Source organism: Rhizobium fabae (assembly GCF_003985135.1).
Classification (GTDB): Bacteria; Pseudomonadota; Alphaproteobacteria; order Rhizobiales; family Rhizobiaceae; genus Rhizobium; species Rhizobium pisi.
In genome coordinates, this window is the sequence record NZ_ML133645.1 from 1 (window position 1) to 14,593 (window position 14,593).

The window sequence follows — 14,593 nt, forward strand, 5'->3', positions numbered from 1 at the left end:
GAAACTCGCAAAGCTAATCCCGACGCCGATGCCGAAACCAGCATAAAGGGAGCTACACCTTGGCGCGCCAGCCGCAATCCAGAGCTGCCGCACGATCTCGACGCGACTTTATCAACGGTATCGGCCCGAAGCGGACATTCGTCCGATCAGTTGGCATCCGGCGGCGGGGTTCATAATTTTTACCTAATGATCGTCTTTACCAAAATACTTGCGAAGAAAGCCGCCGGCCCACCCCGCACGTGTTTCCCCTGGAGTATGGGAAGGAGGCTCGGGTGCTGAAGGGGCGGGAATGCGCGGATCAGTGTCGAAACTGTTCTGATCAGAGGCTATTTCCCGCAGGAATGTTTGCATGAGGCGGTTTGCCTTTCGCGCATCATTCCTGAACAGCTTGAGCTTTTCTTCTATTTCCTTCTTCCAGAGAAGCCGCCCTTCTTTCGAGGTGTCACGAGCCTTCACATGCCCATTTGGAATGAGGGTCAGTCGGAAATACTCTATCTTATCCGATTGTGGCGGGACGCCGGCCAAACGATCCTGATACCAATCTGTCCAGATCTTCCAGCTTGGATCATCACTATCGAGTGCGCTACGCATCGAGTGCCAGCAAGCACGGTGTGGCTCTGGCGCATTGTCGACACCATCCGTGCCCGACCAAAGGTTTTGGTTCAGGAGTGTGAACCAGTTGTTGCCTGCATCTATGTAATCCCTGTCCCTGGCGATCTCGTCCCAAGGCAATCCAGCGCCGTCAATGACTGTGGCCGATGAAGCCGCATTGATGGCGTCAAGAAAAACGATGTCCACTCTGACGTCACCATGTCTGGTATTGACGAATGCCATCGCAGGAGCGCTCGCCTCGTGTATCACGGCTTCGGCCGCATTCCCTGTTCTGGGCGCAACCGTATTGATAACGGTGCAGGTTTCGTAGAGCGCGTAGTCCGGGCTTGTGAGCGAGAGCCTGGTAAGCGCAAGATAACGAAATGCTGTGACTATTCGATGCCGCTCCTTCATCGTGAGCGCGCCTCCGACGGTCTCTGGCACGACAAACGGAAGCACTCTCAAACCCACCCGCATGGCAATGACAGCTGCAACTTGTGGGGGATGCTTCAGAAACCAGGCGCTGAGTTCGTTTTTCTTTACAGCAAGTCTCTCGGCTTTCGCCTTGATCTCCGGGTCGAGTGCCATTGATCCCTCTGCTCTCGGTTTACGTTGATGAGTTTGTCACAGCGAGGCTTAGGGCAGCACAAGATGCTTGCGCCAGTGTCTATACAACGTATGAACAGAGAATTGCGGCAGTGTAAGCGCATGTGGTCAACCTCCGCCGGTCCAGCGTAAGCCTTGGAAGCAACGACCGCAAATGACGCGAAGCAGCCACGACCTCCCTTCGGGTGGGGCATCTGCTACCGAATTCCGGCTCAGACCCGCAGCGCCAGCTTGCCGATGGTGGAGCGACCCTCCAATGCCGCAAGCGCCTTTGGCCCGTCGGCAAGTTCGTAGACGGTTGGCTGGACGGGGGACAAGACACCTGCGCTGATGAGCGCGAAGAGTTCGCCCATGACGGCACCGAAGATCTGCGGCGCGGCCTGGATCAGCACCCCCATGTTGAAGCCGATAATGTGGAGCTGATGTTTATAGACGAGGTCCCAATTTGTGAGCGACGCTTCTCCGGCGGGCAGCCCTGTCACGACGACGCGGCCGGTGACGCGTCGCGCGGACGCCAGGCTGGCCTCGAAGGTCTCACCCCCGACCGACTCGATGACCAGATCGGCGCCGGCATTGCCGGTCAGACGAAGCACTTCGGCGGCGATATCGGCGATGCGGGAGTCGAGGACGTGATCGGCACCCAGGGACCGCACGATCTCGTGCTTGTCCGATGAGGCCGTCGCAATCACCGTTGCGCCGTAGTGCTTGGCGATCTTGACCACGGCCTGGCCGGTCGCGCCTGCCGCCGCATGGATCAGCACGATCTCACCCTTCTCGATCTGCCCCAGCAGCTTCAGCGCTGCCACTGCCGTCGGCACGTTCACGACCAGGCCAAGCGCCTGCTCGTCCGACCATCCCTTGGGCACCGGTACTGCGGCCATCGCGGCAAGCACCATGTATTCGGCAAAGGCGCCATATCCGACCCCGATCACATGAGCGCCAGGCGCCACCACTGTGACCCCCTCGCCCAGAGCCACGACTTCACCCACCCCCTCGAAGCCGGCAACATACGGCGGCTGCGGGCCTCCACGAAACTTGCCGTAGGCCTGGGAGATGTCGGCCATGTTGATACCGCCGGCGATGACGCGGATGAGGATTTCGCCTCGACCGGGAACCGGCACCGGCGCATCGGTGATCATTCGCAAATCCCGAGGGCCATTGAAGGATGTCTGCTGTAATGCACGCATGAAGGTGGGGACGCTCATGGGACTGGTCCTTGTTCAAGGTGATGGCGAGATTTGTTTGTCGATCGACAAATAAATAAATGCATGGCGCTCCGGCATCCGTCAAGCTATAGTTTGTCGATCGACAAAAAAATCGGAGATGAGATGGCGACGCGTGGCAGGCCACTGACATTTGACCGGGACGTCGCTTTGCGCAGCGCCATGGATCTGTTCTGGGAGCGCGGCTACGAAGGGACCTCGATGAAGGACCTGAGCGAGGCGATGGGAATTGCCTCGGCCAGCATCTATGTGTCCTTCGGAAGCAAGGAGGCCCTGTTCCGCGAGGCCATCGCCCTCAATGCCGCGACCCAGGGGCAGCCCCCGAGGGCGGCACTTCGCGAGCAGCCCACGGCCTACGAGGCGATACACGCCATGCTGCGCGCCGTGGCCGACACCATCACCATTCCCGGCTCGCCGCGCGGATGCATGCTGGTCCTGGCAGCGCCGACCGGCGCGATCGAGAACCACCCGGTACGAGAGTTTCTGGCCGACATTCGCAGGGCGCAATTCGAGGAGATCAGGCAGCGGCTGGTCGGAGGCGTCCATGATGGCGACCTCGCTGCCTCGACCGACAGCCTGACGGCCATCGCGCGCTACTATACCACCGTGATGCACGGCCTATCGGTGCAGGCGCGCGACGGCGCAAGCCGTGCCGAACTTGAGACAGTCATCACTCTGGCCATGGCCGCCTGGAAGACGCTGGCGCCGGATGCTCGCGAACGCCAACAACCGAATTAGGCTGCTGGCAGCGGCTGAAAAGACGGTGGCAGTTGCTTGATCTGCTATGATACACCGCAGCGATGATCAGCAAACACGCACATCTTTGGCCCGGTGTCCCCCTTGCTTTGGGCTCTGCCGTTCTGTTCGGTGCGTCTGCGCCGCTATCCAAACTGCTGGTGGGATCGATTGATCCGTGGTTGCTGGCGGGTATCTTGTACTTGGGAGCCGGACTTGGTCTCGCCGTCGTTCATTGGGGCCGTCGCCTGATCGGACTTGCGGATGTCGAGGCCCCGCTGCAAAAGGCAGACCTCCCTTGGCTCGCCTTTGTCGTGCTGTTCGGGGGGATGCTCGGCCCTCTGTTCTTGATGCTGGGGCTTTCTCATACGTCTGCATCCTCGGGATCGCTGCTCCTCAACCTGGAGGGACTAGCGACCATGGGCATTGCCTGGCTTGTGTTTCGGGAAAATGTCGACAAGCGACTGCTGCTCGGCGCTGGTGCGATCCTCGCGGGCGCGGTGCTGTTGTCGTGGAACGGTGAAGCCCTGCGGCTTGATGAGGGCAGCCTGTTCATTGCGGCCGCGTGCCTTTCATGGGGCATAGACAACAACCTGACCCGCAAATTGTCGTCGGCGGACCCAGTTCAAATCGCCATGATCAAGGGTGTCGTGGCAGGAAGTAGCAATCTTCTATTGGCACTCATCTTCGGTGCCTCGCTGCCCAACGTTGGTCTTGTTGGAGCGGGCGCATTGGTCGGCTTCTTAGGCGTCGGCGTTAGCCTGGTTATGTTCATGCTTGGGCTTCGTCATCTCGGGACAGCGCGCACGGGAGCCTACTTTTCCCTAGCGCCGTTCATCGGGGCGGTGCTTGCAGTCGTAATTTTCGGCGAGGCCGTGACATTTCAGGTCATTGCGGCAGGCGTTCTCATGGCCATTGGTCTTTGGCTTCATCTGGCCGAACGTCACGACCACGAGCATGAGCATGGGGCGTTGGAACACGAGCACTCGCATGTACATGACGAGCATCACCAACATTCCCATGACGGCCCATTCAGCGAACCGCACTCGCATTGGCATCGCCATGAGCCTCTAAGGCATAAACATCCTCACTACCCCGATCTGCACCATCGCCACTCCCATGAATAGATGACAAACCGTTGCTGCTTCTGGCGCGAGCGGCCGGCCTCACTTGCAATCATGGTGGGGTAAGCCTGCAGCAGCCGTCCAGCTAACCCGGCCCTGGCCACCCTCGGCGATCTCAACATCGAGCGGTGAGCCTTCTTGTGACACGTGATATAGTTCAATTTCGGTCGTTTCACCTGAGACGATACGGGAGAGGAATTATTCCATGGGAGACCAAAAGCGTCCGCTGCAACCTGGAGAAACCGCGCCCGCCTTCGCACTAGCCTCGGCCAATTTCGACGGAACGATCTCTTTCGCCGACTTCAGCGGTCGCCCGTTCTTGATCGGCTTCTTTCGCGGGCTGCACTGCCCGTTCTGCCGGCGTCAGGTGGAACAACTTGCCGGCATAGAGCCCACCCTGCGCGCCGCCGGGGTGGAGACCGTGGCCGTTATCAACACGCCGGTGGAACGCGCCCGCCTGTATTTCCGCCACCGTCCGACGCCGGTAACGCTGCTATGCGATCCGGACTGCAACACGCATCGGGCCTACGGTGTACCGCATGCCGAGTTTCTGCCCGATGGGAGCAGCGAGCAGCCCGAATGGCCTTATACCGCGACGATGGCGCAGTTCCAGTCGGCACGCATCAACCCCACGGGCGAGTTGCCGGAACCGCTACACCCGATGGAAGGCAACACGATCCTCAACGCCAAGGACCGCTTCGAGCTTGATGAAGCCGATCATGCGATCTTCGCGAACCACGCGACCCAGCTCGTCGGCCACTTCCTGGTCGATGCGAACGGCACTATCGGCTGGGCGCAAATCGAGGCGCTGGACGGACCGAACAGCCTCTCCACGTTCCCGACCGCAGCGGAGATCATCGCCGCCGCGGGCGGCCTTGGACGCTAACCTGCAGTCGGGCGAAGCGACCCAACTAGGCCGCCGCCTCGACGCCGTTGCTCCAGCGCGGGCCGCCGCGGATGGCGTCGATTACGGCGCGAAGAGGCGGCGCCATCTGCCGTTGGGCGGGATAGCAGAGGTAGTAGCCGGGGAAAGGAGCGGACCAGGTCTCAAGCAGCGCGACAAGGCGGCCCTGGGCGATGTGGGGCTCGATCAACTGCTGGCTGGCGAATGCAACACCCACTCCATCGACCGCCGCCTGCACCCCGAAGTCCTTCATGTTGGAGATCAGCGGCCCGTCGATTGCGACCTCGAACCACTTGCCGTTTTCCATGAACTCCCATTTATAAGGCGTCTTCTGCCCCGGCCATCGCCAGGCGATGCAGCGATGGGCGAGAAGGTCGCGCGGGTGGGCCGGCGTCCCGTGCCGGGCGAGATAATCGGGCGAGGCGACCGCGATCTGGCGCAGCTCCGGGCCGAGTTTCACCGCAATGAGGTCCTTGTCGATCACCTCCCCCAGGCGGATGGCGACGTCATAACCTTCGGCCACGATGTCCACGACGGCATCGTCGAGCGTGACGTCGAGCACGACCTGCGGATAGGCGTCGCTGAAGTCACGCAGGATCGGTGTGAGATAGAGGTCCGCGGCCGCCCGGAAACAGTGCACCCGCACGGTTCCGGCGGGATCGGCGCGGCGCTCGCGGGTCTCGCCGATCGCCTCCCCCAGCGCCTCGACGGCGGGCTGCACCCGTTCGAGCAGCCTGGCCCCCGCCTCGGTCAGGGAGACGCTGCGGGTGGTGCGGTTGAACAGGCTGACCCCGAGCTGCTCCTCGAGCCCCCGGACCATCTGGCTGAGCGCCGAGGATGACACGCCGAGATTCTCGGCCGCCCGGCTGAAATTCAGCGAACCGGCGACGGCCACGAAGGCGCGCAGCTGGTTGAAGTCTCCGGCGGACGGAAGGGAAGGTTTCATGATCGTCCTCAATTTCTTAGCTCAGCTTACAAGGCTGATTAGTGCGCGCGGGCTAATCAATGCCGCCCCCATCCTTATACTCAGCCGGACATGAGAGTTGAAGGGAACCACCATGACGTTGCAGCACACGCCCACGACGGGAAACATAGATGAATTGGTCGCCTTGGCGAAAACCTACTTCGATGCCGCCTACACGATGGACGCCGACACATTCGCGACGATCTTCGACCCCGCGGCCCTGGTCACCAGGCGCGGCGATGGCGACAGCGTGGTGGTGACCGCCGTTGCCACCTGGCTCGATGCGGTCCGGGCCCTCGCCTCACCGCGGGACGCCGGCAGCGTGCGCGCCGACCAGATCCTCGCGATCGCCATGACCCGCGACATGGCGTTGCTCAAGCTCCGCCTGCGGATCCCGCCCCGCGAAGTGACCGACCTGCTGTCGTGCTTTTACCTCAACGGACGCTGGCAGATCGTCCAGAAGGTGTTCGCCGCCGAAATCCTGGCCTGAACGATCTGCCATCGATCCGCGTCCCGCCAGGCCCGGGACGTCGGTTGCGGGGAGCCCCGGTTTCGCGAATTTTTGCAAATCCGTTTTTAGTGGGTTGACTTAGAGTGCGCTCTAACCGGTAGCTTCCCATGCGTCGTGACGAAAGAAGGGCGTTTATGAAGATTGGCGAACTGGCAAAGCGTTCGGGACTGTCAGCCTACACCATCCGTTATTATGAGCGGATCGGGTTGCTTCCTCATGCCGACAGAGACCGATCGGGCCAACGTGATTACGACGCGTCAATCCTGACCTGGATAGAATTTCTCGACCGTCTCAAATCGACCGGGATGCCTATTCGGGAAATGCTGCACTACGCAGCTCTAAGGGAGCGCGGCGTCGGCACGGAATCGGAGCGCGGCGCGTTGCTTGAACAGCACCGTGAGCGTGTCCGTGCCCATGTGGCCGAACTGCAAGCCTGCCTTCTCGTCCTCGATACCAAGATTGCCGGATATGCCGGCCAGGAACAGAGGAAAAATGACCATGACGCACCAATCCCCGAAGACAGGCGAAAGCCGGCTGGAACGCGGCAAGCGGGCGCTCGCTGAAATCGACGGCGTAGCCGGCCACAATGTCATCGCCGCTCTGGCAGACATCGCCCCCGACTTTGCAAACTACGTGTTCGAGTTTTCATTTGGCGACATCTACAGCCGCCCTGGCCTCGATCTGCGCGCCCGCGAGATCGCCACGATCGCGGCGCTGACTGCGATGGGAACCGCGACTCCGCAACTGAAGGTTCACATAGAAGCGGGGCTGAATGTCGGTCTGACCAAGGACGAAATTACCGAGATTATGATGCAGATGGCCGTTTACGCCGGTTTTCCTGCGGCGCTGAATGGCTTGTTCGCCGCCAAGGAGGTCTTTGCTGCCCGGTTCCCCACGCCTGGTGAGCAGGAGCAATCTATCGAACACCCGTTTTCAAGGTAAACGTTCGTATCGGGCACCACTGCCGCGGAAACCTTGGAACAAACCTGCTCGTAAAGGTCGGCCCAAGTGGCCGACCTTTGCGGCCGTCGAATGACCGCTTCGGGCCAGCCATACCGTGAGCTACCCGAGTGCAGCAGACAGCGGTTCGGCGATTTCAGACTGTGGCCAGGAAAGTAGCGATATCAGACCGGCTCGACAGCCTATACTTATGATGTGGATGCTGTTCGAAGAACCATTGATGGCCTTCAAAGGAATTCAGGTTGTTTCTTCTGAGGCGGTAACCCCGCGTGTATTCCAACAGTTCCTCGAATTGTTCCTGTGTTCCGCCACCGGTTTGGCCTCGTTGCGTGAGATTTGAAATGCACTCTTCGTCGGAGACATCGAGCCAGACCAGGGTGGTTACACGCGGGAAAACCTGCTTGAGGATGGACCCGTAGATGCCCTCGATGATCCAGGAGTGGCCATCCGCAGCCTCAGCCACGAGCCGATCACGCTCATGGCGCGGGCGCTCTCCGGCAAAATCCGGCAGCCAATGAAGGTCGTCGAGATGAACAACGGGAGCATCGAGCCTCTTTCCTAACTGCTCGGCCAGCCAGGTTTTGCCACTTCCGCCATTACCGACAATGAAAATTCGATCCACCACACGTTCCGTCCGCTGAAGGATGGCTAGTTCATGAGCTCGGTCGCCGTTTATCTCAAATTCCTTGCCGGTCGGCTATTCAATAAAGTCCGCTTCGGGCCGAAAGCCGATGAGACGTCGGTTGCAGCGAGCCTCCAAAGCGGATCATGTCTTTCGTGAAGCGACGATCCAAGGCCGGGCGTCTCGGCCACCCCTTTCCCCAGCCCCCAATTGTGTCGTTTTCGCATCACTTTCCGTCAGGTTGTAATTTCCCGCTTGGCAATTGCAAATTCCTTCGCTACATAAAACTCACCGCATCAGATCGAACATCAGGGGGGCGTTGCATGACAGCAGAAATCATCGAAGCCTTCCCATGTGGAATGTCCCGACACTAGGTCATTCCCATTCGCGGCCCGCCTTAGGCGCGCGACATGCGGTTTTTTCTTCCTTCATAGCCCGATTGATCTGACGGGATCACTGCGTCTCCCGCCCGGGCTGTGCCTTTTAACGCTCTATTTTGAGGACCGGTCGCCGCCATGGCGCCGGGCGTTTAAAATGACTCGCAAGAAGCTCGATTTCCGCGCCGATGCCTATCGCCACGTGCTCGGCTTTGTTTTCCATCATTGGACCCATCGGCCTCTCCTGGTCGGCAGCATCATCGTGCTGGTGATCCTGAGCACCCTGGCCGAAGTCATGGTGCCGGTGTTCTCAGGCCAGATCGTCGATGCCATTGCCGGCAGCAATGCAGCCGACGGCGCGCTGCGCGCCTTCGTCATCGTCGTGGCGCTCGGCCTGACGAGCGTGGCCCTGCGCTGGTTCATCTTCAACGGCATCATCAGGCTGACGCTGCGCACCATGGCGGATGTGGTCAATAACGGCTTCCACAAGGTGCAGCGTTTCTCCACAGACTGGCATGCCAACAGCTTTGCCGGCTCGACGGTGCGCAAGATCACCCGCGGCATGTGGGCGCTGGATTCGCTGAACGACCTGCTGCTGGTCGCCCTGCTGCCATCCATCGTCATGCTCATCGGCGCCAGCATCGTGCTCGGTAGCTACTGGCCGATCATGGGCCTGATCGTCAGCGTGGGGTCGCTCGTCTATATCGGCGTGACGGTGGCGCTTTCCATGGGCTTCGTGTCGCCGGCCGCACAGCTTGCCAATGCCTGGGACACCAAGCTCGGCGGCGCGCTCGCCGATGCCATCAGCTGCAATTCCGTGGTCAAGGCCTTCGGCGCCGAGAACCGCGAGGAAGCGCGGCTGGGCCAGGTGCTCACCCGATGGGACAGCCGCACGCGGCGGACATGGAAGCGCGGCAACCTGAGCGGCACGCTCCAGGGCTTCCTGATGGTGTCAATGCAGGCAGGCATCCTGGGAACGGGCCTGATCATGTGGCGGCAGGGGCTGGCGACGCCTGGCGATATCACCTTCGTGCTGGCGATGTTCTTCGTCCTGCAGGGCCATCTGCGCGATGTCGGCCAGGATATCCGCAACCTGCAGCGGGCCGTCAACGACATGGAAGAGCTGGTGCTGCTCGACAAGACGCCGCTCGGCATCGAGGACAGGCCGAACGCCACGCCGATCAGGATCGAGAGCGGCGAGATCGTCTTCGATCGTGTCACCTTCCAGTATGGCGCGCATCCCAACCCGCTTTATGAGGACTTCTCGGTCACCATCAAACCGGGCCAGCGCGTCGGGCTGGTGGGGCATTCGGGCTCGGGCAAGACAACCTTCGTCAAGCTCATCCAGCGCCTCTATGACGTGAATGCGGGCACGATCCGCATCGACGGGCAGGATATCGCGCGCGTCAAGCAGGCAAACCTGCGCAGCCAGATCGCCATCGTCCAGCAGGAGCCGATCCTGTTTCACCGGACGCTGGCGGAAAACATCGCCTATGGCCGGCCGAACGCCTCGCGGCGCGAGATCGAGCAGGCGGCGAAACAGGCAAGCGCCCACGACTTCATCATGGAGCTCCCCAAGGGCTATGAAACCATGGTGGGGGAACGCGGCGTCAAGCTGTCGGGCGGCGAGCGCCAGCGTGTCGCCATCGCCCGCGCGTTTCTCGCCGATACGCCGGTGCTGATCCTCGACGAGGCGACATCGAGCCTAGACAGCGAGAGCGAAGTGCAGATCCAGCAGGCGATGGAACGCCTGATGGTCGGCCGCACCACGCTCGTCATCGCCCACCGGCTGTCGACGGTGCGGGCGCTGGACCGGCTGCTGGTCTTCGACAAGGGCAACATCGTCGAAGAAGGCGACCACCAGTCGCTGATCCGCCTGCACGACGGCATCTATCGCCGTCTGTTCGAACGTCAGGCGCTGGAACTGACCAAGGGGTTGGTGGCGTAGACAGAAACGCCAGGGCTGATGCCCTGGCGTTTGTTTCCCCAAGCTCCCTCACCAAGTCAGTTTATGCGGAGAGGAGCACCCCCCTCTGCCCTGCCGGGCATCTCCCCCACAAGGAGGGAGATCGGATGGGCGCAATGGCTTCCCCAAACAACTCCAGTAATGTGATTATCGATATCGTCAGAGAGGGAGCGATGGTCCAACCCCTTGCCGATCTCCCCCCTTGTGGGGGAGATGTCCGGCAGGACAGAGGGGGGTGTTCCTCTCCGCATAAGCTGACCCGCTGAGGAAGCCAAGAAGCCAACTTGTCCGTTCCTGGCGCCCTCCCTTTGCAGATCCGCTCCGCCAGCGCGGCCACAAAATCAAGCCGGAACGTAAGTCAACCTGATCACGTTCTCGTCCATCCGATCGGTGGCCGTAAGGCGCAGCGGCGTCCGGGCGCCGGCGAAGAATGGCGTGCCCTGCCCCAGCACGACAGGATGCAGATAGATCTGATACTCATCGATCAGGCCAAGTTCGGTCAGGCTGCGCGCTAGGTCCGGACCGGCAACGCCGATCCCCCCGTCGTGCTCGGCCTTCAAGGCGCGGATCGCGCCCGCGAGATCACCTTCGACAAGTCTGGCGTTGGGGCCGACGGATTTCAGCGTGCGTGACACGACCCATTTCGGCAGCTTCCGCCACGCCGCCGCGAAGGCACGTCGGTCCGCATCCCATTCAGGATGCTCTTCGTCCCAGTAGCGCATGATCTCATACATCTTGCGGCCGTACACACTGCCCGTCGAGCTCTGAACCGCCTCGATGAAGTGGCGGAAGAGCTTGGGGCCAGGCGCAAACGCCATATGATCGACATAGCCGTCCAGAGACTGGTTCATTCCGAACACGAGCTTAGCCATATCAGCTTTCCTCCGTTAGATGGCATATCCGCGTGAGTCTGATTGCATAATGCAATCAGTTATGGGTGAGATCAACTAGTTTTATGTCAATTGGTTTTTGGAATGCGCATGGTTGGCTTCTCGCGCATCTGCAACGCCAATGGCTGGACCTGCGGATAGCCGATCAACCCAGCAGACAGCCACATTGACGCCGACGGCGTCACGATGGACTGATAGGTCTTTGAGGACGTACAAAGTGGGGACGGGCAAAGTGGATGGAACGGCTTAACTCATTCGTAGGGCCGGGCCAGCTCGGTCAGGATTGTTAGGGAGATATCGAATTGGTTGCGGGAGATCGATTTGTAGCGTGGCTCATCTTGTGCTTGGTGGGCGGCTTTTGCGCTCACAGCTGGTATTGGTACGTCAGGTCGATCATTTTTTACGTTAGAAACGGCTTCGACTTCAGCGAAGATTTCGGGCCTGAATTCTACTGGGCCGATCGAGGAGGTGATGATGATTGCGTATTGATGAAACCGAAAGCGAAGCTCATGTTCGCCTTGCCTTCTTTCGTGGTGGTGACCTCTGCCATGTTGATCTTCATAGTTTTAGGTTTGATAGGAATTATTTAGCCTTACGTCGGTTGCAGACCGCAGCGCTTGAGCATTATTCCAGTTCATAAACCGCCGCGTTATCCTGCTTCTCGCGCAGCCCCTTGTAAGACGCATGCCGCAGCTTTTCGTCATCCGTCCAAGCCCAGCGGGCCTTTTTTGTAGTTGCGTACAGATAACCCGTCATGGAGTCGGCGGATTGTTGGAGAAGAATACGTATCTGCCGGTTCATGATCTGGATGAAGACAGCGGAGCGGATGGGACGGATTGACCAAGATGGAGCAATTTCAGCCAAGCACTGACGTAGCGGATTTGGATGAGGGGTATCTGGTATGTCGATCTTGCTGAGAAGCTTATCGCTACTGGTCGGAATAACTTTAGCGGTGCCAGCCTTTGGCAATTGCTTAACCGCCAATGAGACCAAACAGGGCGTGCTGCTGACCAGAGAAGTGCCTTTCCTTTCCGTCTTCTACAAACCGGACGGTCCGGGTCTCACCGAACAAAAGCTGGTGGAGCGTGGCCGTTCACTGCAGCCGGTGTCGGCTGTATATCTGCACCCCTTGCTCGTCGAAAAGAGAGTTGGTCCCAACGGGACGCATGAGCTGAAATACGCGAATGCGATTGCGTTAGACGATCTGCCACAGAAGAAGAACTGGCAATCCGACACGACGCTTTTCCTCAATGGCAAAAAATCCGTTTCGGGCACTACTTTTATCAGGTTCGACGGCTTGGGAGAGGAAACGATTTCCTCTTGTTCCTACAAAGTTTGGGCCATCAACAGCCGTCTGGAACTGACGGGATTGCCTCCGATTATTTTCGAACAATACTATTCCCCCGAGCTTCATCTCGTTCTTCGTTCGGTAAGGCTGGGCCCCTCCGACCGGCCGTTGAGCGAGGTTCGATTTGATCGGTTGCAAATTGGCTGGGGCAACTGATTGATCGTGAGATCCCGCCAGCACACTCGACGCGCTGTCACATATCGCCCTTAGGCACGCCCAGTTCACCCCTCCAACTCCACAATCGCACACCCATACCCCTCCAGCTCCAGCCTCCCCTCACCGGCTTTTCCCGAGGAAAGCGCTCTCCGCACTGAAAGATGCGCGCTTGTCTGCACGAAAAATTCCATCCCGACTCCTGTGGGCCGCGCAATCAACTACACGCCGTCGCCAGAGGCCTGCACCATATCTCCGGTACACGGGTAGCCCGACTGGACAAAGACCGCTGAAGATGCCTCTGAGACTCAGAGTCTAAACTCTGGGCGGACGCGAAAATTAATTTGACAACAGTTTCAAGCGTGCAGGTGGGATCAGTCCGGTACCAGCATCGGCGCCGACGCAGTATGACCCCTTGCGGGCCGTCCGAGACATGATATTTTGCGCAGCAAGCAGCCCGATGTTCTTCACTTTTCTTTTTGGTGAAAGGACCGAGCATGCGTCTCCTCAACACAATCTTATTCCCGCCACGAGGTGTCGTTCGCGACCCTCGGGGTATTTCTGTGCGTGAATTTTCATCGACCTCTTTTAGGGAGCCGGTGGTATCTGGTAAAAATAAGTGTGGAACATATACAAAGTATATCGACACGAATCTTCATACGATAATGAGATTTTTGAGTGAAATATCTTATTTTGCTCTTGACTCAAAAGGAAAAAATTTAGGGATTCAAATAAAAACTCTATTTTTGACTCAAATATTGCGGGATTGCAAACATTTTCAAGGGAAATTTCTGTTTTATTTGCTTTGGCGCAGTCGATCGCCCCTCAAATATCACCTCGCATTGCTAGGAATAAAATCAAATAAAAACAACATGTTGAGCGGAATAACGGCCCAAAATTCGCCAGACTTGACTATTCTAGGGGTTTCGATCACCATTTCTACATTCCAAAAACGAGAACAAAAAAGATCCCGAGTTCATATAGGACTCTGTAGGCGTTTGCGATGTTTTGGAAATGCGGAAGGTTGGAGCAACGTTCGTGCGATTAAGTTTGGTAATCAGCGCTTAAGTGGCAAATGCCACGCTTATGCAAATGAAACGACTCGGTCCAATTCCGCGTTTTTGGGATGCTGAGTCAGATAGCGAAAAATCGAGAGAATTAGCTGAGCACTTCATGGACGAGGTGCAGGAACGGAGATGCTGTGCCATGTGGTCGGCTGTGGAATATGTGAATTCGCCGTGGACGCTCGCTGCATTTGCTATGGCGTGCTTCGTCGCGATATTGATCGCGCTTCTCAAGCAGAAGCCTGTCCTGACGATTAGAGATATCCCGAGGGAGCATCGCCACCTCACCGCCGATAAAATGCTGGAAATCCAGAGAGAGAACGCGAAAGCGCGACACCGTTTGGTGTTGTTTCTTCTGGTGATCCTCACGGCGCTGCTGATTGCTGGAATGTTTTGGAAGGTCTAGGGAGTGGCTGAAAAAATACACGCGATTGCTGCTTGTAGAGAGTTGAAAACGCAACTTGCCGCAAATATATACGAGGTGACTTTAGCAATAGGCTGCGGCTCACGGCTCTCTACTGATTGTCGACCCTCGGGTTGTCCTGATGTACGAGC

The 14,593-nt window shown here is 58.8% G+C and carries 15 protein-coding genes; 9 read left to right on the forward strand and 6 right to left on the reverse strand.

The features are described 5' to 3' along the window. Positions 1-183: 183 nt before the first annotated feature. On the reverse strand, positions 184-1,179 hold the full coding sequence (locus tag EFB14_RS00005; RefSeq protein WP_126821648.1) for a hypothetical protein: 996 nt from the start codon (positions 1,177-1,179) through the stop codon (positions 184-186). Between the two features lie 230 nt (positions 1,180-1,409). Beyond that, complete coding sequence (locus EFB14_RS00010) at positions 1,410-2,402, reverse strand: NADPH:quinone oxidoreductase family protein (protein WP_126821650.1); 993 nt, start codon at positions 2,400-2,402, stop codon at positions 1,410-1,412. Between the two features lie 123 nt (positions 2,403-2,525). Between EFB14_RS00010 and EFB14_RS00015 the strand changes: the two genes are divergently transcribed. The 3 genes from EFB14_RS00015 to EFB14_RS00025 all read left to right on the forward strand — a co-directional run bounded on the left by EFB14_RS00015 (position 2,526) and on the right by EFB14_RS00025 (position 5,165). Continuing rightward, positions 2,526-3,158 carry a TetR/AcrR family transcriptional regulator gene (locus EFB14_RS00015; RefSeq protein ID WP_126821652.1) on the forward strand — a complete coding sequence of 211 codons (633 nt, stop codon included), beginning with the start codon at positions 2,526-2,528 and terminating at the stop codon, positions 3,156-3,158. Between the two features lie 62 nt (positions 3,159-3,220). After that, the gene (locus tag EFB14_RS00020; RefSeq protein ID WP_126821654.1) at positions 3,221-4,282 is read left to right on the forward strand and encodes a DMT family transporter; all 1,062 of its coding nucleotides are present in this window, start codon (positions 3,221-3,223) and stop codon (positions 4,280-4,282) included. Positions 4,283-4,484: 202 nt separating this feature from the next. Beyond that, complete coding sequence (locus EFB14_RS00025) at positions 4,485-5,165, forward strand: redoxin domain-containing protein (RefSeq protein ID WP_126821656.1); 681 nt, start codon at positions 4,485-4,487, stop codon at positions 5,163-5,165. Between the two features lie 25 nt (positions 5,166-5,190). Here the strand turns inward: EFB14_RS00025 and EFB14_RS00030 are convergent, their stop codons facing one another. Next, a complete protein-coding gene (locus EFB14_RS00030) occupies positions 5,191-6,129 on the reverse strand; it encodes a LysR family transcriptional regulator (protein WP_126821658.1) in 939 nt (312 codons plus the stop codon). Positions 6,130-6,241: 112 nt separating this feature from the next. Here EFB14_RS00030 and EFB14_RS00035 point away from each other — a divergent pair, with 112 nt between their 5' ends. The 3 genes from EFB14_RS00035 to EFB14_RS00045 all read left to right on the forward strand — a co-directional run bounded on the left by EFB14_RS00035 (position 6,242) and on the right by EFB14_RS00045 (position 7,600). After that, positions 6,242-6,637 (forward strand): nuclear transport factor 2 family protein, encoded by a 396-nt coding sequence (locus tag EFB14_RS00035; RefSeq protein WP_208661835.1) that lies wholly within the window; start codon positions 6,242-6,244, stop codon positions 6,635-6,637. 155 nt (positions 6,638-6,792) lie between these two features. After that, on the forward strand, positions 6,793-7,221 hold the full coding sequence (locus EFB14_RS00040; protein WP_126821660.1) for a MerR family transcriptional regulator: 429 nt from the start codon (positions 6,793-6,795) through the stop codon (positions 7,219-7,221). Next, on the forward strand, positions 7,157-7,600 hold the full coding sequence (locus tag EFB14_RS00045) for a carboxymuconolactone decarboxylase family protein (protein WP_126821662.1): 444 nt from the start codon (positions 7,157-7,159) through the stop codon (positions 7,598-7,600). Before EFB14_RS00040 ends, EFB14_RS00045 begins: the two co-directional genes overlap by 65 nt. Positions 7,601-7,754: 154 nt before the next feature. Here EFB14_RS00045 and EFB14_RS00050 read toward each other — a convergent pair whose 3' ends face one another. Beyond that, positions 7,755-8,240 carry a P-loop NTPase family protein gene (locus EFB14_RS00050; RefSeq protein ID WP_126821664.1) on the reverse strand — a complete coding sequence of 162 codons (486 nt, stop codon included), beginning with the start codon at positions 8,238-8,240 and terminating at the stop codon, positions 7,755-7,757. Between the two features lie 534 nt (positions 8,241-8,774). Between EFB14_RS00050 and EFB14_RS00055 the strand changes: the two genes are divergently transcribed. Next, positions 8,775-10,565 carry an ABC transporter ATP-binding protein gene (locus EFB14_RS00055; RefSeq protein ID WP_126821666.1) on the forward strand — a complete coding sequence of 597 codons (1,791 nt, stop codon included), beginning with the start codon at positions 8,775-8,777 and terminating at the stop codon, positions 10,563-10,565. A gap of 359 nt (positions 10,566-10,924) precedes the next feature. Here EFB14_RS00055 and EFB14_RS00065 read toward each other — a convergent pair whose 3' ends face one another. Both EFB14_RS00065 and EFB14_RS33930 read right to left on the reverse strand, forming a co-directional pair. Then, a complete protein-coding gene (locus tag EFB14_RS00065; RefSeq protein WP_126821668.1) occupies positions 10,925-11,455 on the reverse strand; it encodes a dihydrofolate reductase family protein in 531 nt (176 codons plus the stop codon). Positions 11,456-12,097: 642 nt separating this feature from the next. Continuing rightward, complete coding sequence (locus tag EFB14_RS33930; protein WP_126821672.1) at positions 12,098-12,337, reverse strand: hypothetical protein; 240 nt, start codon at positions 12,335-12,337, stop codon at positions 12,098-12,100. A gap of 37 nt (positions 12,338-12,374) precedes the next feature. On the opposite strand from EFB14_RS33930, the gene EFB14_RS00080 reads away from it, so the two are divergent. Both EFB14_RS00080 and EFB14_RS00085 read left to right on the forward strand, forming a co-directional pair. Next, positions 12,375-12,977, forward strand: a complete 603-nt coding sequence (locus EFB14_RS00080) for a hypothetical protein (protein WP_126821674.1) — start codon at positions 12,375-12,377, stop codon at positions 12,975-12,977. A gap of 1,170 nt (positions 12,978-14,147) precedes the next feature. After that, positions 14,148-14,444 (forward strand): hypothetical protein, encoded by a 297-nt coding sequence (locus EFB14_RS00085; RefSeq protein WP_126821676.1) that lies wholly within the window; start codon positions 14,148-14,150, stop codon positions 14,442-14,444. The last annotated feature ends 149 nt before the right edge of the window (positions 14,445-14,593 follow it).